Annotated in this window: 28 protein-coding genes and 1 tRNA gene; 13 read left to right on the forward strand and 16 right to left on the reverse strand. The window is 43.3% G+C overall.

Annotated features, from left to right (window positions below):
• The first annotated feature begins 10 nt into the window (after positions 1-10).
• On the forward strand, positions 11-148 hold the full coding sequence (locus FIS9605_RS0116015) for a hypothetical protein (RefSeq protein WP_026733499.1): 138 nt from the start codon (positions 11-13) through the stop codon (positions 146-148).
• A 183-nt stretch (positions 149-331) separates the two neighbouring features.
• Here the strand turns inward: FIS9605_RS0116015 and FIS9605_RS0116020 are convergent, their stop codons facing one another.
• The 6 genes from FIS9605_RS0116020 to FIS9605_RS0116035 all read right to left on the reverse strand — a co-directional run bounded on the left by FIS9605_RS0116020 (position 332) and on the right by FIS9605_RS0116035 (position 2,615).
• On the reverse strand, positions 332-451 hold the full coding sequence (locus tag FIS9605_RS0116020) for a photosystem II reaction center protein J (RefSeq protein ID WP_016861092.1): 120 nt from the start codon (positions 449-451) through the stop codon (positions 332-334).
• A 72-nt stretch (positions 452-523) separates the two neighbouring features.
• A complete protein-coding gene (locus FIS9605_RS41025) occupies positions 524-643 on the reverse strand; it encodes a photosystem II reaction center protein L (RefSeq protein ID WP_015209609.1) in 120 nt (39 codons plus the stop codon).
• 9 nt (positions 644-652) lie between these two features.
• Positions 653-790 carry a cytochrome b559 subunit beta gene (gene psbF / locus FIS9605_RS41030; protein ID WP_072032401.1) on the reverse strand — a complete coding sequence of 46 codons (138 nt, stop codon included), beginning with the start codon at positions 788-790 and terminating at the stop codon, positions 653-655.
• A gap of 9 nt (positions 791-799) precedes the next feature.
• Positions 800-1,048, reverse strand: coding sequence for a cytochrome b559 subunit alpha (psbE, locus tag FIS9605_RS0116025; RefSeq protein ID WP_026733500.1), 249 nt, complete (start codon positions 1,046-1,048; stop codon positions 800-802).
• Positions 1,049-1,167: 119 nt separating this feature from the next.
• A complete protein-coding gene (locus tag FIS9605_RS0116030; RefSeq protein ID WP_026733501.1) occupies positions 1,168-2,190 on the reverse strand; it encodes a photosynthesis system II assembly factor Ycf48 in 1,023 nt (340 codons plus the stop codon).
• Positions 2,191-2,279: 89 nt separating this feature from the next.
• The gene (locus tag FIS9605_RS0116035) at positions 2,280-2,615 is read right to left on the reverse strand and encodes a rubredoxin (protein ID WP_026733502.1); all 336 of its coding nucleotides are present in this window, start codon (positions 2,613-2,615) and stop codon (positions 2,280-2,282) included.
• Between the two features lie 194 nt (positions 2,616-2,809).
• Here FIS9605_RS0116035 and ndhC point away from each other — a divergent pair, with 194 nt between their 5' ends.
• From ndhC to FIS9605_RS0116055, 4 genes are all read left to right on the forward strand, one after another.
• Complete coding sequence (gene ndhC / locus FIS9605_RS0116040) at positions 2,810-3,172, forward strand: photosynthetic/respiratory NAD(P)H-quinone oxidoreductase subunit C (protein WP_026733503.1); 363 nt, start codon at positions 2,810-2,812, stop codon at positions 3,170-3,172.
• On the forward strand, positions 3,163-3,909 hold the full coding sequence (locus tag FIS9605_RS0116045; protein ID WP_026733504.1) for an NADH dehydrogenase subunit K: 747 nt from the start codon (positions 3,163-3,165) through the stop codon (positions 3,907-3,909). Before ndhC ends, FIS9605_RS0116045 begins: the two co-directional genes overlap by 10 nt.
• On the forward strand, positions 3,902-4,426 hold the full coding sequence (locus FIS9605_RS0116050; protein WP_026733505.1) for an NAD(P)H-quinone oxidoreductase subunit J: 525 nt from the start codon (positions 3,902-3,904) through the stop codon (positions 4,424-4,426). Before FIS9605_RS0116045 ends, FIS9605_RS0116050 begins: the two co-directional genes overlap by 8 nt.
• 224 nt (positions 4,427-4,650) lie before the next feature.
• Positions 4,651-5,529 carry a hypothetical protein gene (locus tag FIS9605_RS0116055; protein ID WP_026733506.1) on the forward strand — a complete coding sequence of 293 codons (879 nt, stop codon included), beginning with the start codon at positions 4,651-4,653 and terminating at the stop codon, positions 5,527-5,529.
• A 317-nt stretch (positions 5,530-5,846) separates the two neighbouring features.
• Here FIS9605_RS0116055 and FIS9605_RS0116060 read toward each other — a convergent pair whose 3' ends face one another.
• Together FIS9605_RS0116060 and FIS9605_RS0116065 are read right to left on the reverse strand one after the other, a co-directional pair.
• Positions 5,847-6,194, reverse strand: coding sequence for a type II toxin-antitoxin system RelE/ParE family toxin (locus FIS9605_RS0116060; RefSeq protein ID WP_026733507.1), 348 nt, complete (start codon positions 6,192-6,194; stop codon positions 5,847-5,849).
• Positions 6,191-6,445: a hypothetical protein gene (locus FIS9605_RS0116065; protein ID WP_026733508.1), complete on the reverse strand. Its 255-nt coding sequence runs from the start codon at positions 6,443-6,445 to the stop codon at positions 6,191-6,193. Before FIS9605_RS0116065 ends, FIS9605_RS0116060 begins: the two co-directional genes overlap by 4 nt.
• A gap of 124 nt (positions 6,446-6,569) precedes the next feature.
• Here FIS9605_RS0116065 and FIS9605_RS0116070 point away from each other — a divergent pair, with 124 nt between their 5' ends.
• The 3 genes from FIS9605_RS0116070 (at position 6,570) to FIS9605_RS0116080 (ending at position 7,976) form a co-directional block, all read left to right on the forward strand.
• Positions 6,570-6,800: a DUF433 domain-containing protein gene (locus tag FIS9605_RS0116070; protein WP_026733509.1), complete on the forward strand. Its 231-nt coding sequence runs from the start codon at positions 6,570-6,572 to the stop codon at positions 6,798-6,800.
• 3 nt (positions 6,801-6,803) lie between these two features.
• Positions 6,804-7,166 carry a DUF5615 family PIN-like protein gene (locus FIS9605_RS0116075; protein ID WP_026733510.1) on the forward strand — a complete coding sequence of 121 codons (363 nt, stop codon included), beginning with the start codon at positions 6,804-6,806 and terminating at the stop codon, positions 7,164-7,166.
• 246 nt (positions 7,167-7,412) lie between these two features.
• Positions 7,413-7,976 (forward strand): hypothetical protein, encoded by a 564-nt coding sequence (locus FIS9605_RS0116080; protein WP_026733511.1) that lies wholly within the window; start codon positions 7,413-7,415, stop codon positions 7,974-7,976.
• A gap of 113 nt (positions 7,977-8,089) precedes the next feature.
• Here FIS9605_RS0116080 and nadA read toward each other — a convergent pair whose 3' ends face one another.
• Entirely contained in the window at positions 8,090-9,064 is a 975-nt protein-coding gene (gene nadA / locus FIS9605_RS0116085) for a quinolinate synthase NadA (RefSeq protein WP_026733512.1), read from the reverse strand.
• Between the two features lie 125 nt (positions 9,065-9,189).
• Between nadA and FIS9605_RS0116090 the strand changes: the two genes are divergently transcribed.
• Entirely contained in the window at positions 9,190-10,149 is a 960-nt protein-coding gene (locus FIS9605_RS0116090) for a TIGR04168 family protein (protein ID WP_026733513.1), read from the forward strand.
• A gap of 73 nt (positions 10,150-10,222) precedes the next feature.
• Positions 10,223-10,307: transfer RNA gene (locus tag FIS9605_RS0116095), tRNA-Ser, on the forward strand.
• Between the two features lie 286 nt (positions 10,308-10,593).
• On the opposite strand, the gene FIS9605_RS0116100 is transcribed toward FIS9605_RS0116095, so the two are convergent.
• Positions 10,594-11,271, reverse strand: coding sequence for a phosphatase PAP2 family protein (locus FIS9605_RS0116100; protein WP_026733514.1), 678 nt, complete (start codon positions 11,269-11,271; stop codon positions 10,594-10,596).
• Between the two features lie 24 nt (positions 11,272-11,295).
• On the reverse strand, positions 11,296-11,508 hold the full coding sequence (locus FIS9605_RS0116105) for a helix-turn-helix domain-containing protein (protein WP_026733515.1): 213 nt from the start codon (positions 11,506-11,508) through the stop codon (positions 11,296-11,298).
• Between the two features lie 191 nt (positions 11,509-11,699).
• On the opposite strand from FIS9605_RS0116105, the gene FIS9605_RS37240 reads away from it, so the two are divergent.
• A complete protein-coding gene (locus tag FIS9605_RS37240; protein WP_231510379.1) occupies positions 11,700-12,242 on the forward strand; it encodes a hypothetical protein in 543 nt (180 codons plus the stop codon).
• Here FIS9605_RS37240 and FIS9605_RS0116115 read toward each other — a convergent pair.
• Both FIS9605_RS0116115 and FIS9605_RS0116120 read right to left on the reverse strand, forming a co-directional pair.
• A complete protein-coding gene (locus tag FIS9605_RS0116115; RefSeq protein WP_026733516.1) occupies positions 12,220-13,122 on the reverse strand; it encodes a S1 RNA-binding domain-containing protein in 903 nt (300 codons plus the stop codon). The two genes, FIS9605_RS37240 and FIS9605_RS0116115, sit on opposite strands and share 23 nt — an antisense overlap.
• A 76-nt stretch (positions 13,123-13,198) precedes the next feature.
• Complete coding sequence (locus tag FIS9605_RS0116120) at positions 13,199-13,960, reverse strand: dienelactone hydrolase family protein (protein WP_026733517.1); 762 nt, start codon at positions 13,958-13,960, stop codon at positions 13,199-13,201.
• Positions 13,961-14,170: 210 nt separating this feature from the next.
• On the opposite strand from FIS9605_RS0116120, the gene FIS9605_RS0116125 reads away from it, so the two are divergent.
• Together FIS9605_RS0116125 and FIS9605_RS0116130 are read left to right on the forward strand one after the other, a co-directional pair.
• Complete coding sequence (locus FIS9605_RS0116125) at positions 14,171-15,154, forward strand: GntR family transcriptional regulator (RefSeq protein WP_026733518.1); 984 nt, start codon at positions 14,171-14,173, stop codon at positions 15,152-15,154.
• Positions 15,155-15,243: 89 nt separating this feature from the next.
• Positions 15,244-15,915, forward strand: coding sequence for a nitroreductase family protein (locus tag FIS9605_RS0116130; RefSeq protein WP_026733519.1), 672 nt, complete (start codon positions 15,244-15,246; stop codon positions 15,913-15,915).
• Here FIS9605_RS0116130 and FIS9605_RS0116135 read toward each other — a convergent pair.
• From FIS9605_RS0116135 to clpP, 3 genes are read right to left on the reverse strand one after another with little or no spacing between them, the layout of a single operon-like run.
• Positions 15,912-16,835, reverse strand: coding sequence for an alpha/beta fold hydrolase (locus FIS9605_RS0116135; RefSeq protein ID WP_026733520.1), 924 nt, complete (start codon positions 16,833-16,835; stop codon positions 15,912-15,914). The genes FIS9605_RS0116130 and FIS9605_RS0116135 overlap by 4 nt on opposite strands.
• Positions 16,836-16,883: 48 nt before the next feature.
• A complete protein-coding gene (gene clpX, locus FIS9605_RS0116140) occupies positions 16,884-18,224 on the reverse strand; it encodes an ATP-dependent protease ATP-binding subunit ClpX (RefSeq protein ID WP_026733521.1) in 1,341 nt (446 codons plus the stop codon).
• A gap of 9 nt (positions 18,225-18,233) precedes the next feature.
• Positions 18,234-18,929, reverse strand: coding sequence for an ATP-dependent Clp endopeptidase proteolytic subunit ClpP (gene clpP, locus FIS9605_RS0116145; protein WP_026733522.1), 696 nt, complete (start codon positions 18,927-18,929; stop codon positions 18,234-18,236).
• Positions 18,930-19,463 lie beyond the last annotated feature (534 nt).

A 19,463-nucleotide genomic window follows, 5' to 3' on the forward strand; every position in this document is an offset into this window, starting at 1 on the left:
AATATTTACTATGGATGCTTCACTTTTGGCTGCTTCATACTCTGCTTCATTTTTGTCTCCTATCCTCGTTTACACAATTGGTTGGATTCTGCCAATTGCGACATTCGCGTTTATGCTAATTTACATCGAACGCGAAGATATTGCTTAAATTTGTTAATTGTTGGTAGTTGATGGTTGTTTGGAAAAACTAACAACCAACAAACAACAACTAACAACCAACAAATAAAAATTAATACCGCCTATCTCTTAAGAGATGGGCGGTTTTTTTAATTCTGATTTCTAAACTGTACGCTAGAAAATTCAGACTATTGATATTAGGTTCATGCCAATATTAGACAGAAGAACCTAAGCCGGCGTAGGCTCCATAAAAGAAAATACCTACAACAGTAATCACACCTAATCCCGCGATTGTAGCAACAATCCACAGAGGAATTCTCCCACTTCCAGACACAGCTATTTCTCCTCCCTAAACACAAAATCAACCTATGTTAATTAAACAAGAATTAATACCAGTGCTTCCAGTTTAGTTAAAGAAGTAACTGGAAAACAGAATCCCTAGAACAAAAACTAGTAGTAGTCCCAGGTACAGTGAAGTCCGGTTAAGTTCAACCGGCTGATTATTGGGATTGGGGCTTCTTTCCATTATTTTCTCCTAGCGTTGAATAAACTGCATTGCGGCGATCGCGCCCAAAAAGAACACGGTTGGCACAGCTAGGGTGTGAACTGCCAGCCATCTTACGGTAAAAATTGGATATTGTACTGGTTGGTTAACGTTATTGCTGCTAGTCATAATTTCAAACTACTTGGCAATTAATTCTTCAACTTGTTGTTTTGCTTCAAAACGGTTATTCACAATTGGCAATTCTTGCCGCGCTTGTGGGTAATACTCGTTAGGCCGAGGTGTGCCAAACACATCATATGCCAAACCTGTGCTGACAAATAACCAACCCGCAATAAACAATGCTGGGATGGTGATGCTGTGAATCACCCAATAACGAACGCTGGTGATAATATCAGAAAATGGACGTTCTCCAGTACTACCTGACATTTATATCCTTACCTCCATCGTTGTTGTTAATGAATTTATTATCCTACAAACTTAAGAAACAGTTACATCTTGCAACTTCTTTCTCAGAAATAGGAAGGATTGCTTAAACTTTTGTTACATTAACCTGCATCGGATTTAGAAGCTGCTGCAATATTTGGTTGATACTTTAGCAAATAGCCGCGATCGCCTATTACAAATCCCTGTTCTGGTGAAAAGAAAACTATTTTGTAAAAATTAGCAGGAACTTCTTCTACATCACGGTCTTTTTCCCAAGTTTTGCCACCATCAGGACTTCGCAGCAAGTTACCACTACCGCCGCTTACCCAAATTTCCTCAGGCGTGCGATACGCTAAATCAAGTAAACCCCAACTTGTAGACAGTTCAGGGTATTGGGCTTCTAGCCATTCCTCAGGTTTGGCTGGTTCGCTAAACTGTACTACCCCTCCCCGCGCTAGCATCCACAATTGCCCATTGTCGGCAAAGCCCATATTTTCCACTCGTCGGGAACTATTGCGGTTGTGGGGTACCCAAGCATTTTGACCCGGTTCCCAAGTCGAGTAAAAGTTACCTTTAGCGGAAACGGCAACATATTTACCATCAGCAGAACGTTTCATGTTACGTACCACACCGACAGCTTCTTCTACCTGGGCCTTCCAGTTTTGACCCCCATCTGTAGTTTTATATATTGCTCCCACATCAGTAGCCATCTCAGCTGATTTTGCTCCTAGTGCCAGGATATTAACCGGATTGCCAGGAAGCTTTTCGCTTAAGGGAACCCGCAACCAAGAACGACCTTCATCAGTACTGTGCAGTAGCAGAGAAGGTTCGCCAACAATCCATCCTTCCTCTCCTGCAAAACTGATAGAGTTAAAGCGGTATTTGTCGTTATCTAGTTGAAGTTTGATGGACTGCCAAGTTTCGCCACCATCTTTAGTTTCTAAAAGAGTAGCGTTGCTGCCTACGAGATAACCATGCTGAGGATTGCCAGTAAAAGCAATATCCAACAATTTTGCATCTGTACCTATAGAAATTACTTCCCAAGGGTTGTAGCTAGTCGAAGGAACTTTACTACAACCGACACACATGATGACAACAGCAAACAGGGCAATGATTCGTTGCCAAATTTTCATTCTTGAACGCATTTCTATCTATCTATTAGTTTTTTGTAAATTTGTTTATGGTTACTTACTTTAGGTGAGGCATAGCCCCACCTAATACTTAAGAGCGCGTCTTATTGTAAGCCATAAAGACTGAGAAAGAACAAGAAAGCAAGGGCTAAACCACCAAAAATCAGAAGATTCTTCTGAGTAGGGGTCAAGCTATTGACACCGAAGCCATAACCGAGATTTTCTTGGAAGCCAGAAGCCTTACCCGCAGGACCAATATTGGTGAAAGCGTTCTTCTTTGCACTACAAACCGGACAGCGCCAAGTTAGTGGCAGTTCTGCGAAAGCCGTGCCTGGAGAAATGTCATGTTTTTCGTCCCCCTTGTTGGGTTCGTAGACGTAACCACAGGAACGACACTCATAGCGGTCTAAAACTGGATTTTCAACAGTTTGTTCGCTCATGGCTGTAGCATGGGTGAGGGTCGAAGCTTAAATATACGTTAAAAATTATGACATAATTGTTAGGTTTTTCTATCACAAGCAAAAACGAATCAAATAACCCCTGGCTATATTTTCTAAAACTCGGAAATATCAAATGGATATAATGTAAAAGAAAGTAACAGAGTTGTTTTCACCTATAGCGGTAGATATCTATTGTGTTTGTCCTCAGCGGTTACGAGTACCTTCTAGGCTTCTTAATCATCTGTAGCCTAGTGCCTGCCTTAGCTCTAGCAGCATCCAAACTCCTGCGACCTGGTGGCCGCAGCCCAGAACGGCGCACCACCTACGAATCCGGCATGGAACCCATCGGTGGAGCCTGGATTCAATTTAATATCCGCTACTACATGTTTGCGCTGGTATTTGTGGTATTTGATGTGGAGACAGTGTTTTTATATCCTTGGGCAGTTGCTTTCCACCGTCTGGGTTTATTGGCATTCATAGAAGCGCTAATTTTTATTGCAATTCTTGTAGTTGCCCTAGTTTACGCATGGCGTAAAGGAGCTTTGGAATGGTCTTAGATGCTAATTTAACAGCTAAAGATTTGGAACAGCAGCAAAAAGAGCGCATCCTCAGCCCGATTGGTCGTCCGACAGTTACTCAAGAACTGTCGGAAAACGTGATTTTGACCACGGTTGATGACCTCTACAACTGGGCACGTCTTTCCAGTCTTTGGCCTTTATTGTTTGGTACTGCTTGCTGCTTCATCGAGTTTGCAGCAATGATTGGCTCCCGATTTGACTTTGACCGCTTTGGATTAATCCCCCGTTCCAGCCCTCGGCAAGCTGACTTAATTATTACAGCAGGTACGATCACCATGAAGATGGCACCCCAACTGGTGCGTCTTTATGAACAGATGCCTGAACCTAAGTATGTAATTGCAATGGGAGCTTGTACGATTACTGGCGGGATGTTCAGCATGGATTCCCCGACAGCGGTGCGCGGAGTCGATAAACTAATTCCAGTGGATGTGTATTTGCCTGGTTGTCCGCCACGTCCGGAAGCGATTATGGATGCGATTATTAAATTGCGGAAGAAAATCGCTAATGATTCGATGCAAGAGCGGAGTGTAATCAAGCAAACACACCGCTACTACAGCACGACTCACAGTATGAAATCAGTGCCACAAATCCACACTGGTAAATATATGCTTTCCGATACTCGCGTCACGCCGCCAAAAGAATTGACGGAAGCGATGGGTTTACCAGTACCACCTGCTCTGTTGACAGCGAAGAAGGAGGAGGTAAGCCGTGGCTGAAGAATCAAAACCAGTACCAACAGGAGAACAGTCAATAGTACAAGCAGGTAAAACTTCCCAGTGGTTGACGGAAAATGGTTTTGCCAATGAATCTTTGGAACCCGATGTGAACGGGGTAGAGATAATTAAGGTTGAACCGGATTTCCTACTGCCAATTTGCACTGCTTTGTATGCCTACGGGTTTAATTATCTCCAGTGTCAATGCGGTATTGACCTAGGGCCCGGACAGGATTTGGTCAGCATGTATCACTTGATTAAAGTCAGTGATAATGTTGATAAGCCAGAGGAAGTACGTATCAAAGTTTTCTTGCCACGAGAAAATCCCAGAGTGCCTTCAGTGTACTGGATTTGGAAAACTGCTGACTGGCAAGAGCGCGAGTCTTACGATATGTTCGGGATTGTTTACGAAGGACACCCGGATTTGAAGCGAATTTTGATGCCGGAAGATTGGGTAGGTTGGCCCTTACGTAAGGATTACGTGTCGCCTGATTTCTACGAGTTGCAAGACGCTTATTAGAGTTAATGGCACCTCACCTTCATTGCCCCCCTTTCCGTTGGCGGAGAGGGGGGTGGTTTTTTGGAGGACTGCTACAACAGATAAAAAAATTACATTTGCAAGGCGATATTTTTACTCATACAATCGAGAACAGGCTTGGTTATATTTAACACAAGCCTAAATATGTTTAATTGATTAGTCGGTTAATAATTCAGGCTGAAAAAGCGATCGCTAAACCACAAATGATGGTAAACAAAATAAATGATATCGCTTGGCAGGCACGTCAGGGTAGCGTTGCTGCGATTATTCAAGTATTGAACGAAAAATTAGCAAATTCAGGTGTCAGAACAAGAGCTGTTTTTGATGATGGTGTATTGCAGCTTCTCTGTGAAGCTTCCACGGTAGATAAACTAGAGCAATCAACTCTAGTCAAGCAAATCCAGCAAATTCTCAAGTCAATTGCACCCCGTAATATCCGTAGAGTCAATATCAATAGCCGAATTGTACGAGAACAGCAATTGTTATGGTTAGAAGAAATTACCCGCGACCCTGAGAATCAATTGCTATGGTCTGAGGAAATCATATTAGAAACACCTAATTATTTTCAGGAATTAATTAAAAAATTTCGAGAGCAAAAATCTGAATCAGCAAAGCTAATTTTACCCAAGTTCCAATCTTCTCGTCCTAAAGCAATTACTAACAATAAGCTCAAAAACTCAGCCTGGGGAAGATTATCACTTGCTTTGAGTTTATGCTTATTTTTGCTTTTGCTAGGCTGGCTTGTTTATGCTGTAGTGAATGGCAAACTGAAAAATCTAGCCGTTTCTGGAATATCAAATTCTCAAAACCGAACAACAGAATCTTTTATCCAAAGTGCTTCTACACAAACAGAAGACGCCTTTACACAAGCAGTACGAATTGCTAATCAAGCTTCTGCTGATGGTAAAACAGCTAAAACTTCAATTCAGTGGTTAGAAATAGCTGCTGACTGGCAAAGGGCTTCAGATTTAATGAGTCAGGTTCCACCTAATCACAGTCGTTATCAAGAAGCGCAAATCCGGACTAAGTTGTATCAGCAATATAGTAAGGAGGCGCAGAAAGAGGCACAAAAGAGTAAATATTAGAACTAGCCATTTGGTGGTGCAATCCTAAACAATAAGTTTTCTTTGTGTCTTGGTGTCTTTGTAGTGAAAAAATAAATTTTCTTGAACCACCAAGGCACTAAGACACCAAGTCGAATGTTGAATATATACAGGCTTGTTTAAGTTATGCGAGTTGCCAGGAATAGAAAAAGGTGGCGATCGCACTTCACACAAAAACGCCTAGCGTGTATTGCAATTTATCTAAACTTTATATCGTAGCTTGGGTTAAGCAAAACGCAACCTAACTGTATTGCTTTGTTGGGTTTCGCTTTGCGCTACCCAATTGACAGACTGCTACATTAAGTTTCGCCAGACTCATCAGGTTCCATAGCGAGTGTCTGCTGTGCGGCGTGTCGGACGTGGAGAATGCGGACAGTAGAAATATCTTCTCCTTCCACAATGGTAAAAAGGATAAGGTATGAGTTACGACCTTGACCGTAGAGAAGTTGCCTAATTTCGTTACTGAAATATTCGTTCTCTCGTGCTAGAGGACAGCGCTTTGGCATTGTCGATAGAGATTCAATTGCTCTCAGTAATCCTGCATACCATTGACTTGCTCTTTCAGCAGATGTAACTTGAGATATTCGTAGAAATGCACTGTCTGCTTCAGCCTCTGCCACACTGGAAATTTCAATGCCGTATTTCATGAATCGACTGGCAGATTGTACTTGCGGCGTTGTTGTTCAGCAAACTCATCAAAAGAAAGAAACCGTCCTGCTTCAAAATCATCCAATCCGCGCTGAATACCTTCGATAGCCTCTTGTGAGTCTTGCGCCTCCCACTCCAAAACACTAGCCAGCAGTTCAGCTGCAACAAGACTCACATCTTGTCCCTGTCGCGCAGCTTTTTCACGGAGTCGCGCTTCAACTTCTGGACTGAGAGAAATGACAATCGTCATAGACTTGCTTCCTTTGATATCAAGCCTCTGCACGTCATTTTAGCAGACCTAAATTTATACCGTAATGAATGCAATCACAAATCAGAGTAATCTTAAAATATAACCCAATCAATTCTGTAATTTTATGAGTTGGCAAGAGCGAATCGTGGTTGATCCAGAGATTCTGGTCGGTAAACCTACCATCAAAGGGACACGTTTGGCCGTTGAATTTATTATTGAACTGCTTGCGGAGGGATGGTCACAAGCAGATATTTTGAGAAACTATCCAGGCTTAACAGTTGAAGATATACAGGCTTGTTTAAGTTATGCCAGTGTGATGCTGAAAGCTGAAAAAGTTTACCCATTACAGGTTTAAGTTGTGCGCTTCTTGGCAAACGAAAATTTTCCAGGGGAGGCGGTTGAAGCTTTGCGTCAGCAAGGGCATGATGTTCTGTGGATACGCACTGAAGCACCAGGAAGTCGTGATGTTACGGTTCTGGAAATGGCGCAGGCTGAGGAAAGAATTCTTTTGACTTTCGATAGGGATTTTGGTGAGTTAGCTTTTCGCGTCGGTTTGCCTGCAAGCATTGGTATTATTTTATTTCGCCTCAGAATGACCTCAGCAGCACGGGTTACTCAAATTGTTGTCGCTGCATTAGCAAGCCGAAGCGATTGGCCTGGAAATTTCAGTGTTGTTGAGGAAGATCGCATCCGTATGCGTCCTTTGCCAGGAATAGAATAAGGTGGTGTGGCGATCGCACCTCATCTTTATCTTTAGCTTTAAATAGTAGCTTCGATTAAGTAGTATATAACTTTACGAGATTGCTTTGTTAGGTTTCACTTCGTTCAACCTAACCTACAGGTTGCTTGTCTATCTCAATTGCTTTCGCTCTACCCAACATACTTACTTTGAGCAACAAATATATAGTCTTATTTTTTACTACCAACTAAGCTAGTATGTAGTTGCACTAAGAAAGGTTGATGATTCATGGATGACCAAGAATCCATAAGAGAAAAACTTAGAGAAATGATGTTTATCGAGCAAGATGGTCAGATAGAACTCAGTGACAAGCTACATAAACAGCATTACGATTTTGCACATAAGTTACTACCTAATATCATCGATAACTATTTCCCGGAATTACTTAGTAGAGTAGTTAACAACTCTGTTCAAGATTGGATTCTTCAGCTTTGGAATAACTGTGCTGACGACTCTATCCTTAATTACTGCACGGCAATTTATCCAACATGCAAATTTGTTAAGCCGTCTGATGAAATTGGGCTAATTTATTTCGTCATGCCTGCACCTAGAGCTAATCCCGAGGCAGCATATACTGCTGTTATCTTTCTGATTGATGATGATTCACCATCTGAATGGCTACGAAGCTACTTCACTCTTGAACTAGGAGCTTACATTATTCCACCTGTGCATTGGATACTTGGAGAGTGGGATAACTTAAAGCATATTAATCGAGGAAAGTTCAAACTTGAACCAACTCTTGAAAATTTTCTTGCAACTGTTATTGAAGAAGCGCAAAATACATGGTGCTAATTTGTCTAAAATTGCATTACAGTTTGTAGTTCGGGTTGAGCAAAGCGAAACTACGATTATTTTCCCGTAGAGACGCGATCGCGTCTCTACAAGTTTTCCAAAACCCAACCTAACTAAACACTCATCTCCAACATCCGCTGAATCGGACGCAACGCCGCCAGCCGTATCTCCTCAGACATGGTAATTTCCGGCGCACGATTTTTCATCGCCAAATACAGCTTTTCTAAGGTATTCAACCGCATAAACGGACACTCATTGCAATTGCAGTTATTTATTGGCGGTGCGGGAATAAAGCGCTTGTTAGGTGCTGCTTTTTGCATTTGGTGAATAATTCCCGGTTCCGTAGCAACAATAAATTCTTGAGTCGGGCTTTGTTGACAATACTTGAGTAAAGCTGCTGTAGAACCGATGAAACTAGCGTGACGCAATACCGTAGGTTCGCATTCTGGATGAGCGATCGCCTCTGCTTCTGGATGTGCAATTTTTAACTGCACAATTTTCTTTTCGGAAAAGGTTTCATGGACAATACAGCTACCTTGCCACAGCACCAAATTTCGCCCTGTCTGTTCGATCACGTACCGCCCTAAATTGCGGTCTGGGGCAAAAATAATCGGCACATCTTTGGGTATCTGCTGCACAATTTTGACAGCATTGGAGCTAGTACAGATAATATCGCTCATCGCCTTAATTTCGGCTGAGCAATTTATGTAAGAAACCACTAGGTGTCCTGGATGAGCAGCTTTAAAAGCTGCAAAAGCCTCTGGAGGACAGGTGTCTGCTAAAGAACAACCAGCATTCAAATCTGGTAACAGCACCATTTTCTCGGGATTGAGAATCTTTGCCGTTTCTGCCATGAAGTGAACACCAGCAAAGACGATTACATCAGCATTGGTGTCAGCCGCTGCTTTAGAAAGTTGTAGTGAATCCCCAATAAAGTCTGCTATATCCTGAATATCTGGCTCTTGATAGTAATGGGCCAGGATAACTGCATTCAGTTCTTTTTTTAGGCTCTCAATAGCAGCAAATAAATCTAGTGGTAACGCACCCGGTTGGGTTTTATCCCGTTGAATAAGTGTAGTTGTAAACACAGTTAGGCGTAGCTTAATTTTGCAAATAATTGTCTTGTCTAAGCAATTATAGTAGTTTTTACCAAAAATGGGGGGAGGGTGATACTCCCTCTTGAGAGTTGTGCCAAAATCCTGATGAGTTGCCTATGCTGGAGACATATGGCAAGGAAAGTCGCATGATCGGTCAGACAACTAATTCAAAAACCTTGAAAATCGCTGTAGTTGGAGATATTCACGACCAATGGGAAGTGGAAGATGGCAATGCACTCAAGCATCTGGGTGTTGACTTAGTGCTGTTTGTCGGGGATTTTGGCAACGAATCGGTAGAAGTGGTAAGAGCGATCGCATCCCTTGACATTCCCAAAGCAGCGGTAATGGGAAACCACGATGCATGGTACACTGCCACAGAATGGGGACGCAAAAAGTGTCCCTACGACCGCTCTAAAGAAGACTGGGTGCAGGAACAGCTGGATTTATTAGGTGAAGCCCATGTTGGCTATGGGAAGTTGGATATTCCTGCTTTCAATTTGACTGTTGTGGGAGGCCGTCCCTTTAGCTGGGGTGGCCCGGAGTGGAGATTTGCCGACATCTGCAAAGAACGGTATGGTGTGACCGATCTTGATGAGTCAGCTACCCGGATTTTTGCAGCAGTCAAGAGTGCTGCTTATGAGACGATTATTTTTGTTGGTCATAATGGGCCTTCGGGGTTAGGCGATCGCCCAGAAGATCCCTGTGGCAAAGATTGGCATCCTATTGGTGGTGACTTCGGCGATCCTGATTTAGCCGAGGCGATATCTCAAACTCTCACTGCTGGTAAAACTGTTCCTCTGGTGACGTTTGGTCATATGCACCACACATTACGACACACCAAAAAAGTGCTGCGAAAGCGAGTATTTAGAAGTCCAGAAGGGATAGTTTACTTGAATGCAGCAAGTGTACCGAGAATCGTGGATAGTGATGGTCAAAAATTGCGGAATTTCTCGATTGTTCTGCTAGAAGATGGTGTAGTTTCCCAAGCCTCTAGTGTCTGGATTGGCAATGACTATGATGTTGCGTCTGAGGAAATTTTGTATCAAAAATCCCGTTCAGTAGTGCAAACTGCATGAATCTGAGTTATAATTGTTTACTGGTCAGCTTTTGTAGCTGACAGCTGACGAATAAAGTTCGCCAGCTTTTTTTGGAGAGGTGGCAGAGTGGTCGAATGCGCTCGACTTGAAATCGAGTGATGTGAAAGCATCCGTGGGTTCGAATCCCACCCTCTCCGTTTGAGAATGTTATTAAATTCGTGCAGGACTTTACCCTACTGCGAAAGTTTCAGCAGATTTAGCTACTCTCAAAGCATTTCCCTTGCGTGTCATTTCTACAGCTGACTTAATGGCGGATGCTGTGAGTATCGCCTTGACTTATGGAATTTCTGCTTACGATGCTTCCGATGTTGCACTTGCACAGCAGGTTGGTACTACGCTACTAACTCTAGACCAACGTTTAGTCAGAGCTTTAGCTACTTCATCTTACGATATTTGCTTATTTAATGACTTCGAGGTTCACCGCTACCTTGAATGTGGGAAATGTCCGCCTGATGAGCGATATGTTTGCCACAGTTCCAAACTCAGAATACAGGTCATTAACCACACTATCCCAGCAGCATAGCCAGCTGCTACATCGGTAGGCCAGTGTACGCCCAGATAAAGCCGACTAAAACCAATTGCTACAATTAATATAACGGTGAAGGCAAAAATCCATCCCCGCCAACGACGAAATTGCTTCGCCAGAAGATAACCAATGAAACCATAAATGACTAATGAAATCATGGCATGACCGCTAGGAAAACTGTATTGACCGACGTCAACGATACGGTTCCACAGCGCCGGACGTGTCCTACCAAATATTAATTTCAACAAATAATTTAAGCCGATCGCACCAACTGCGGCTATGCCTAAAGTCGTTGCTTGTGAGTGGCGATGATAATAAAGTAGCCAAGTTGCCAATACCAAGCAAATCAACAGTAAAAACACTGGCTCACCAATAAAAGTGATACCAAGCATAATGCGATCGCCTAATGGCGTGTGTAGTTTCCGAATTGCTAGTAAAATGTTTTCGTCAAACCTTTGGGTTTCTTGTTCTAGAACTTCGTCGGCGATCTGAGCAAATACCCACAAAGCTAAGGCCGAAAGCAGCAACCCTAATAATCTAATGCTGAATATCAGCGAAAAAATCCGCGATCGCATTTACTACCGTTTTTACTTTTGCAGCTATTCTTCTACTACTTCAACCAAGTCTTCAATCATCACGTCTAACGCACGTGCCATCTTCAGAATCGAGGTAAAATCTACCATTGCCAGCCCTGGCGATCGCGCGTAGGCTCTCACTGAACTGTAGGCTACTCCCGAATGGTCAGAGACATCCTTTAGCGTCCAACCTTTTTCATCCGCAAATTCCCTAATTCGCAGCCTAATCAGCCCCATCTCAATCTTGACAAAAGATAAAATTGTATCGTTTAATTATTACACTTTAAAAAACGATCTCCCTCCGGCGTAGGAAACTGAAGGGCGATCGCATTCACATTCAATAAAATCCCTTAAAACAAATACACCTGTCTGTTGAAGGCCATTAGCCAAAGCATCTAAATGTATTCATCCTATAAGGATTTTTCTATATGTTATCATTACCTAAACCAAAAGCGCTTGTCATCCGGGAGTCAAAAATTGTCCATAAATCGCGCATCATCCACGCATTAGCGCGATTTGTTACTGAAGAAGCTGTGTGCTTGATGTTTAACATCCAGCTAGAAGATATTTATGTTGTGGAATGTTGGCGCTACATGGTTTATGTTCATGCCAAGGGTGTGAGTAAGTTTGTTAGCTATGCAGATTTTCCACCAATTGTGGGAGTCAAGCCACCCACACCAGCAGAAATGCTCAAATGGCGTAAGCGCTGGCGAAAACAGTCAAATGCTGTATATAGGAAGCAAGCTCCCAAATGGTGGGCAGAGTTTTTTGCTTATGAATTTTGGCAAGTTTTCTCAGAGCCTGCGCTGCACAGTTGGGCTGAGTTAGTAGAGTTAATTAAATTTGCATTTAATGAAGAAACGTTGCAGATACTCCAAGAAGAGTTGTTAGTTGTTAGTTGTTTGGTGTTTGGAACAACAACCAACAATCAACAACCAACCATCAACTTTATTCCGAAAGCTTTTTCCTAGCTCGTTCTGCACGCGCTTCGGCAGAAGCCATAACTTCTTCCATATTTTCTAGCACTTCACCAGGGAAATTTTCTAGAACTCTGGTCGAAAGAGCAACTCGACTTTTTCCTTCGTCTAAATCAATAATTACAGCTTTAATCGACTGACCAACTTGAAATACCTTTTCGAGATTGTCAATAAACTTCTGAGTTACCTGCTTGATATGAAGTAGGGCGCTAACGCCATCTAAATCTACAAATACACCAAAAGGTTTGATACCAGTTACTTTTCCTTCCACTAACTGACCTAGTTCCAAATTACTGAAGCTAGCAGAACGAGTTGCTAAGCGCTGGGAAAGTATGAGTTTTTTGTTATTGCGATCAACTTCCAAAAAACTAACGGTTAGAGTTTGTCCTTTAAGTGATTCTAAGTTCTCACGCTCCAGTAAGTGCGATCGCGGAATAAATCCCCGCAATCCCTGAATCTCGACGGTAACACCGCCTTTGTTCACATTCAATACCCGCACTTCCACTGTTTGGGAATTTTCCTGCATTTGCGCTAGTCGTTCCCAAATATGTTTAATTTCTAGCTGTCGCCGCGAAAGGGTTACTTGACCTTCTGCATCTTGTTCGCGGATAATCAAAAACTCTAGTTCCTCATTCAGCGGCAGCACCTCAGATAAATCTATTACTGTTCTCAAAGCAGCCTCTTCGCGGGGAAGGAAAGCAGACGCTTTGCCACCAATATCTACATAGGCTCCATCTGGATCTAACTGGAACACTTTTCCGTGTACTACCTGTCCCTTCTGAAACTGGTAGTCATGTTGTTCCAGCGCTTTGGCAAAATCGTCGAGTGAAAAAGAAGAATTGGCTTTTTGAGAAAGTTTAGTTTCAGAATTCATGACTTGTGAAAACAAATTGCTAATTAGTCCATTGTCAATAATCCATAGTCCAAAGCTATTGACTATTGACTTTTGACTAGTTGTTATCTACATGTTGTAGTTGTTGTGCAAACAGCTGTTTTACTTGCTCCCAAGCATCGGCCGCAGCTTTAGGATTATAGCTAGCACGTTGGTCACAGAAAAATCCGTGGTCAGCTCCATCGTAGCGAAACACGCGATGAGGAATATTATATTTTTCTAACTCAGCCTCAATTTGGTCTACTTGTTCAACGGGAATGCTGGCGTCTTCCATGCCAAAGAAAGCGTAGAGGGTGCCTGGAATTTCTTTTGTGCGAGTGATAGTGGGTTCGCCGCCTCCAGGTGTAGCAGTAGTAATACGTGCACCATAAAAAGAAGCAGTAGCTTTGATATCTGGTAGAGTAGCTGCAAGATATGCTACATGACCGCCAAAGCAAAAACCTATGCAACCAAAACCATCTTTTTTCACTTCTGGCAAGGTTTTTAGATAGTCAATCGCTGTTTGAATATCGCTCAAAAGTTCCGATGCTTTGCTTTGCCCCCAAGCGTAGTTTCTCCCAATTTCTATCGCTTCTGGTGTATAACCTGTTTCAAAACCAGGAGCCAGACGTTGGAATAGTGCAGGTGCGATCGCTACATAACCTTCTTTGGCAATTCGTTCTGTGACATCGCGGATATGAGAGTTTACTCCAAAAATCTCCTGCAAAACTACAATTCCTGGGTAAGAACCTGGTTCTGTTGGCTTGGCGAGATATGCTGCTATATCCAAATCACCTTGCGAAAGGTTAACCGTTGTGGTATCGATTGCTAGCTCTGTCATAATCATTTTTACCAGTACTATGTAATTATTTAGATCTACTCTATGCAAATGTTTCTAGGTTATCTCAAATCAAATTATTAATAACTATTGATAATATGATGAATGCACCAGAAATTTTCCTCAGAGGATTTGAATGTATAAATAAAATATTTGACAAGTAGCATTTGCAACTGGTCGCAGGTTGCTACTAGTACCTTTGGAGGCTTGGTGATGATTCAGTTCCGTATTCAGCCAGACAGTGAAATTCCCGCATCTACCCAGCTGTTTAATCAAATTAGGTTTGCGATCGCATCTCGGCAATATCCACCTGGTTACAAATTGCCGAGTACACGGGCGCTAGCAATGCAGACTGGGCTACACCGTAACACTATTAGCAAAGTTTACCGCCAACTGGAGGAAGACGGACTGGTAGAAAGTCTTGCTGGTTCGGGGATTTATGTCCGCGCTCAAGGCCATGAGGGTGGTAGTAGACTGCAATCGCCGATTCTTAAAGAACATCCCCAAGCATACAAAATTGTCCAGCAAGCACTGGACGAGTTGCTTTCTCAAGGCTGTTCGCTCAATCAAGCACGAGAAATATTTTTGGCGGAAATTGACTGGCGCTTGCGTTGTAGTGCAAGGGTGTTAGTGACGGTTCCATCTGCTGATATCGGTGCTGGGGAACTAATGGTCTATGAATTGGAACAAACTTTGAAAATACCAGTACAGCTAGTCACGATGGAAGAATTAGCTGCTGTGCTTGATAAAACTACCTCTGCTACAGTTGTCACCAGTCGATATTTTATTGGCGATGTAGAAGTAATCGCAGCGCCAAAATCGGTACGTGTCATTCCCCTTGATATCTACGACTACGCCAAAGAAGTAGACCTTCTCAAAAGCCTACCAAAAGATAGCTGTGTTGGCATAGTTAGTCTTAGTTCTGGCATTGTACGCGCCGCAGAAGTTATCCTTCACGGTTTGCGAGGAGATGAACTACTTGTGATGACTGCACAACCAAAAGATAGTTACAAGCTTCACGCCATCGTCAAGCGGGCACAGTTAATTATCAGCGATCAGGCAAGTTTTACAGCCGTACAAACAGCAGTGCAAATGTTGCAAGAAGACATTATTCGTCCACCCAAGCTAGTTCGCTGCGAGAATTATATTGGTACCACATCGATTAACTTGTTGAAAAGAGAACTAGGTTTGGCTTAATTGTTGTTTGTTGGTTGTTGGTGGTTGGTTGGAACAAACACCAAACAACAAACAACAAACAACCAACAACAAATAACTCACCAAGAATCATGACTGTTGAAATGCAACCCTCTATTGATCTAGTGGAAGCGATCAAGCAGCGCCGTGCTGCTAGAGCATTCAAGCCCGATCCTCTTGCGGATGAGCTTTTGCAAGCAATTCTTGAGTTGGGTGTGCGATCGCCTTCAGGTTATAATCTCCAGCCTTGGCGATTTATAGTTGTCAGAGAGCAACAGAATAAGGAAAAGCTCAAAGCTTGTGCCTTTAACCAGCGCCAAGTGGGAGAAGCACCAGTGGTATTAATTTGTTGTAGCGATCGCCGTGCAGCAGATTTAGAAAATATCGAAGCTGTCATACATCTAGCGGAGGAAAGGGGTGTCATGACTGATAGCTATGCTGAGTATATGCGCTCAGGCATTCCCCAATTCTTTGCAAATCACCCCAGCTTTGGCACAATCGAAGCTTGGACTAATCGCCACACAATGCTAGCCGTGGCTCACATGATGATTGTGGCGAAAAGCTATGGTGTTGATAGCTGTCCAATGGAAGGATTTGTCACCTCTCAAGTAAAAGAGGCTTTCCGGATTCCGGAGGAAGTGGATGTTTGTTGTTTGCTAGCGCTAGGCTATGCTGATGAACCCTTCAAACAATATGGCGGACGCTTCGGTATTGAGCAAGTTTGCTTTGGCGAAAGCTATGGCGAATCTTTCCGACTGAGTTAACTCGCTTGTACTTCTGGCGCAGGAATTTGCAAAAACTCTCGTACCCTCTGCAAGTAAGTTGGTGCGTCTTCCAACATTGGAAAATGAGCCGTATTGGGAATCACGACAAATTCAATCTTGTCGTTTAATGCAGCTGCTTGGCGTCCCATATCGGCAGGAATAATCTTGTCATATTCTCCTGACACTAGTAACGAAGGTACTTTCAGTTGAGCGAATTCCTGTGGCATCAATTCAGCAGCCGCTTTGCTAACCGAAGTAAATATTGTGCCTAAAGCAGCATCGTAATCTGCAAGGAGAAAATCTTGTAAGAAAGCGCGACGTTCTTCTGCTGGTATGGGGCGATGCAGAAATCGCGCTATAAACAGCCTATCTACAAATGGTATTTTTTCTAACCACCTGGGACGGAATTTGACAACGTAGCCACCAAATTTATAAAAGGACTCAAATGCTTTTTCGTCGTACTCAAAAACGCCGCTACAGGTTAAAATAGCTTTTTCTACTCGCTCGGGGTAGCGGTTGAGAAACAAAGTACCAATGGAAGCGCCCATCGAATGAGCATGGATATAAGCGCGTTGAATTTGCATTGCATCTAGCAATGCAGCTAAGTCATGGGTGTATTCTTCTAGTTCGTAAGTTAATTCACCAACTGCCTCAGATTCTTCCTGTGGTGAATGGGACTCAATGAGAGCTTCACTTGCTTTGGTAACAGCAGTTGGCTTCCCACGGGAACGCCCGAACCCCCGTAAATCATAAAGCAAGCAATCAAATTGTTCTTGTAAAGCTGCGGCTGTACTTCGCCAATATCGACCTGAACCAGCCCAACCGTGGATAAAAACCATCACTGGCTTTGCTTGAGAACCGGATGGTTTTTGTATCCACTCATAATAATGGTCAACGCCACGAACACTAATGTAAGACATCTCCAAGGGGAGGTGGTGAGAAGTAAGGAGAGTAAAGGAGAGCCAGATTTATGCTGACTCTGGCTTGGGTAGGGAAGAAGGATGCATCAGCAGTTCGGCTGTGGAACGCTTTTCCACCATTTCCCGCGTGACTGTACAGCGAGTTACGTCTTTACGAGATGGTAACTCGTACATTACATCCAGCATCAGTTCTTCGACAATGCCTCGCAATGCCCTCGCACCAGTTTTACGGCGGTAGGCTTCTTGGGCGATCGCTCGCAAAGCTTCTGGTTTAAACTCTAGCTGGACATTGTCCATCTTCAGCAGCTTCTGATACTGCTTGACCAAGGCGCTACGCGGTTGGGTCAATATCGCCATGAGTGCTTCTTCATCCAGCGGATCTACTACCGCCACCATTGGCACGCGCCCAATAAATTCGGGAATCATACCAAATTTTACTAGGTCATCGGGTTCCAAATGGCGGAGAGTATCTGCTGCACGCTTTTCCTTCGATTGACCTTCTCCCGGTTGTACAAAGCCTATTGACTTTTTGCCAGTTCTCTGCTCTACTACTTTTTCTAGCCCAACGAAAGCACCACCACAGATGAACAGGATATTGCTGGTATCAATCTGGATGCAGTCTTGATAGGGGTGCTTGCGCCCACCCTGAGGGGGTACATTGGCGATCGTCCCTTCTAGCATTTTCAGCAAAGCTTGCTGCACGCCTTCACCAGAAACATCCCGCGTAATCGAGGGATTTTCACTCTTACGAGCGATTTTGTCGATTTCATCGATGTAGATAATTCCTCGCTGCGCTTCTTCCACATCCAAGTCTGCTACTTGCAGCAGTCGCAACAAGATATTTTCTACATCTTCACCTACATAGCCAGCTTCCGTCAGAGTGGTGGCATCGGCAACGGCAAAGGGTACATCTAGAATTTTTGCCAAAGTTTGTGCGAGGAGAGTTTTGCCGCAACCTGTAGGGCCAATCAGCAGAATATTCGACTTTTGCAGTTCGACGGCGTCTTCGGTTGACCCTTTGCCATTGTTTTTAGACTGAACGATCGCCAGTCGCTTGTAGTGGTTATAAACCGCTACTGACAGCACTTTTTTAGCTTCGTCTTGCCCGATGACGTGTTCGTCTAGATACTTTTTAATCTCTCGCGGTTTGGGGATTTGATTTAACGAGAGACTGGTGGAGCGAGCGCGGCGCTTCTGAGGAGGTTCTGACCGTTGTGTTGGTTGCGACGCAGTACTATTCGTGTCGAGCAACTCTTCATCTAGGATTTCATTACACAAGTCAACGCATTCATCGCAGATATAGACTCCCGGCCCAGCGATTAATTTACGCACCTGCTCTTGAGACTTGCCACAAAACGAACATTTTAAATGGGAGTCGTACTTAGACATACCAGCCTCTTATTTCAGAATGGTGACGTTTTCCCCTGCTGCGGGAAGATTTTGCCTGTAGATGACCTGATCGATCAATCCATAATTTTTGGCTTCTTCAGCCGACATGAAAAAGTCCCGGTCAGTATCGGCTTCTATTCTTTCTAATGGTTGACCAGTATGCTGTGCCAGTAACTGATTCAACTTCGCTTTGATGTAAAGAATTTCTCTTGCTTGAATTTCTATGTCAATTGCTTGCCCCTGGGCACCACCTAGCGGTTGGTGAATCATAATTCGGGAATCAGGCAAAGACATGCGCTTACCAGCAGTTCCTGCTGCTAGCAAAAACGCCCCCATGCTTGCGGCTAATCCATAACAAATGGTAACGACATCAGGACGAATTTGCTGGATTGTATCATATATTGCCATGCCTGCATAGACTGAGCCGCCAGGGGAATTAATGTAAAGCTGAATATCTTTTTCGGAATCTTCAGCGTCTAGGAACAGCAACTGAGCAACGATAGAGTTAGCAATTGTATCGTCTATTGGCGTTCCCAAAAAAATAATTCGCTCTCGCAGCAGGCGGGAGTAGATATCAAAAGCCCGTTCTCCCATGCCAGATTGCTCTACCACCATCGGCACGATGTTGCTCGGGCCGTTTTGGGCGCGAATTTCAAATTGACTCAAACTACTGATTGGGTAATTTCCCGACTGCGATACAAGCATACGGATAAATTTCTGACGTTCAATGTAACAGTAGGCAAGACAGCAAAGGCTGCCTGAGATAGCGATTGAATTTTTATTGTAGGTATGTGTTAACCATTATGCCTCATCTAAATTCTTCTCGTGTAAACACAGTATCAAGCCAAGGTGCTCAAGTGCGATGATGTTTATAAGATAAACGTGGGAAATGCAAAATTCACCAACTAAAGGTAGATTTTCAATCAAAATTCCCCTGTAACGTCTTTTAAGTTAGGATATAGCACTCTCAGGGTAATTTCTTCGCCTTTACATTTGTTAGCATTCTGATCAAAAGTCTCGTCTATCCATCAAGTAGGTTAGTCTTAGCAATTTAAACGGCAAGCAGACAAGGCAAGAGACGCAAAAGCTTCGCGTTTACATTTCTCAAGATAAATTTGACCTGCGAAATACCTTCTCAAATAAATTAATGCTTGGGAAAATTATTCTTAAAGCTGCCTAAAGCTGTAGTTGGAGTCATCCTGCGGTGGCAAGCTAGGAAATGCGAACCAAGAATTCTTT

This window comes from Fischerella sp. PCC 9605 (assembly GCF_000517105.1).
GTDB lineage: Bacteria > Cyanobacteriota > Cyanobacteriia > Cyanobacteriales > Nostocaceae > PCC9605.

Bases quoted from the DNA above. Each gene is read 5' to 3' on its own strand.
- FIS9605_RS0116045 (WP_026733504.1), top strand. From the start codon at position 3,163: ATGGTCTTAGATGCTAATTTAACAGCTAAAGATTTGGAACAGCAGCAA.
- FIS9605_RS0116035 (WP_026733502.1), bottom strand. From the start codon at position 2,615: ATGAGCGAACAAACTGTTGAAAATCCAGTTTTAGACCGCTATGAGTGT.
- clpX (WP_026733521.1), bottom strand. From the start codon at position 18,224: ATGTCTAAGTACGACTCCCATTTAAAATGTTCGTTTTGTGGCAAGTCT.
- clpP (WP_026733522.1), bottom strand. From the start codon at position 18,929: ATGCTTGTATCGCAGTCGGGAAATTACCCAATCAGTAGTTTGAGTCAA.
- FIS9605_RS0116135 (WP_026733520.1), bottom strand. From the start codon at position 16,835: ATGTCTTACATTAGTGTTCGTGGCGTTGACCATTATTATGAGTGGATA.
- FIS9605_RS0116070 (WP_026733509.1), top strand. From the start codon at position 6,570: ATGAGTTGGCAAGAGCGAATCGTGGTTGATCCAGAGATTCTGGTCGGT.
- FIS9605_RS0116055 (WP_026733506.1), top strand. From the start codon at position 4,651: ATGGTAAACAAAATAAATGATATCGCTTGGCAGGCACGTCAGGGTAGC.
- FIS9605_RS0116015 (WP_026733499.1), top strand. From the start codon at position 11: ATGGATGCTTCACTTTTGGCTGCTTCATACTCTGCTTCATTTTTGTCT.
- FIS9605_RS37240 (WP_231510379.1), top strand. From the start codon at position 11,700: ATGTTATCATTACCTAAACCAAAAGCGCTTGTCATCCGGGAGTCAAAA.
- FIS9605_RS0116030 (WP_026733501.1), bottom strand. From the start codon at position 2,190: ATGCGTTCAAGAATGAAAATTTGGCAACGAATCATTGCCCTGTTTGCT.
- FIS9605_RS0116080 (WP_026733511.1), top strand. From the start codon at position 7,413: ATGGATGACCAAGAATCCATAAGAGAAAAACTTAGAGAAATGATGTTT.
- FIS9605_RS0116105 (WP_026733515.1), bottom strand. From the start codon at position 11,508: ATGGGGCTGATTAGGCTGCGAATTAGGGAATTTGCGGATGAAAAAGGT.
- FIS9605_RS0116130 (WP_026733519.1), top strand. From the start codon at position 15,244: ATGACTGTTGAAATGCAACCCTCTATTGATCTAGTGGAAGCGATCAAG.
- FIS9605_RS41025 (WP_015209609.1), bottom strand. From the start codon at position 643: ATGGAAAGAAGCCCCAATCCCAATAATCAGCCGGTTGAACTTAACCGG.
- psbF (WP_072032401.1), bottom strand. From the start codon at position 790: ATGACTAGCAGCAATAACGTTAACCAACCAGTACAATATCCAATTTTT.
- FIS9605_RS0116090 (WP_026733513.1), top strand. From the start codon at position 9,190: ATGCTGGAGACATATGGCAAGGAAAGTCGCATGATCGGTCAGACAACT.
- FIS9605_RS0116125 (WP_026733518.1), top strand. From the start codon at position 14,171: ATGATTCAGTTCCGTATTCAGCCAGACAGTGAAATTCCCGCATCTACC.
- FIS9605_RS0116120 (WP_026733517.1), bottom strand. From the start codon at position 13,960: ATGACAGAGCTAGCAATCGATACCACAACGGTTAACCTTTCGCAAGGT.
- FIS9605_RS0116100 (WP_026733514.1), bottom strand. From the start codon at position 11,271: ATGCGATCGCGGATTTTTTCGCTGATATTCAGCATTAGATTATTAGGG.
- FIS9605_RS0116115 (WP_026733516.1), bottom strand. From the start codon at position 13,122: ATGAATTCTGAAACTAAACTTTCTCAAAAAGCCAATTCTTCTTTTTCA.
- FIS9605_RS0116060 (WP_026733507.1), bottom strand. From the start codon at position 6,194: ATGAAATACGGCATTGAAATTTCCAGTGTGGCAGAGGCTGAAGCAGAC.
- psbE (WP_026733500.1), bottom strand. From the start codon at position 1,048: ATGTCAGGTAGTACTGGAGAACGTCCATTTTCTGATATTATCACCAGC.
- FIS9605_RS0116065 (WP_026733508.1), bottom strand. From the start codon at position 6,445: ATGACGATTGTCATTTCTCTCAGTCCAGAAGTTGAAGCGCGACTCCGT.